1 pseudogene is annotated in these 204 nt (G+C 70.1%); it reads right to left on the reverse strand.

Annotated features, from left to right (window positions below):
• Window positions 1–204: pseudogene (locus ACXAID_RS28540) on the reverse strand (hypothetical protein); the annotation flags it as partial.

Genomic DNA, 204 nt, shown 5'->3' on the forward strand with positions numbered 1-204 from the left:
CGACCAGCGCGGCGATGCGTTGCGCGGCGATCGCGGCGTCGACCGAATACACCCGGCCGTAGACGCTGGTGGTGCCGGTCGCGTCGTCGCGTTTGCCGATCGCGAAATCGCGGGACCGTGACCGGGCGCGCACCCGGCGCACCGCATCAGGGTCGAGGGTGTGGATCCACACCTCGATCGCGGTGTCGAGTTTCTCCCCCGACA

The organism is Mycobacterium sp. ABE4_509, from assembly GCF_056160785.1.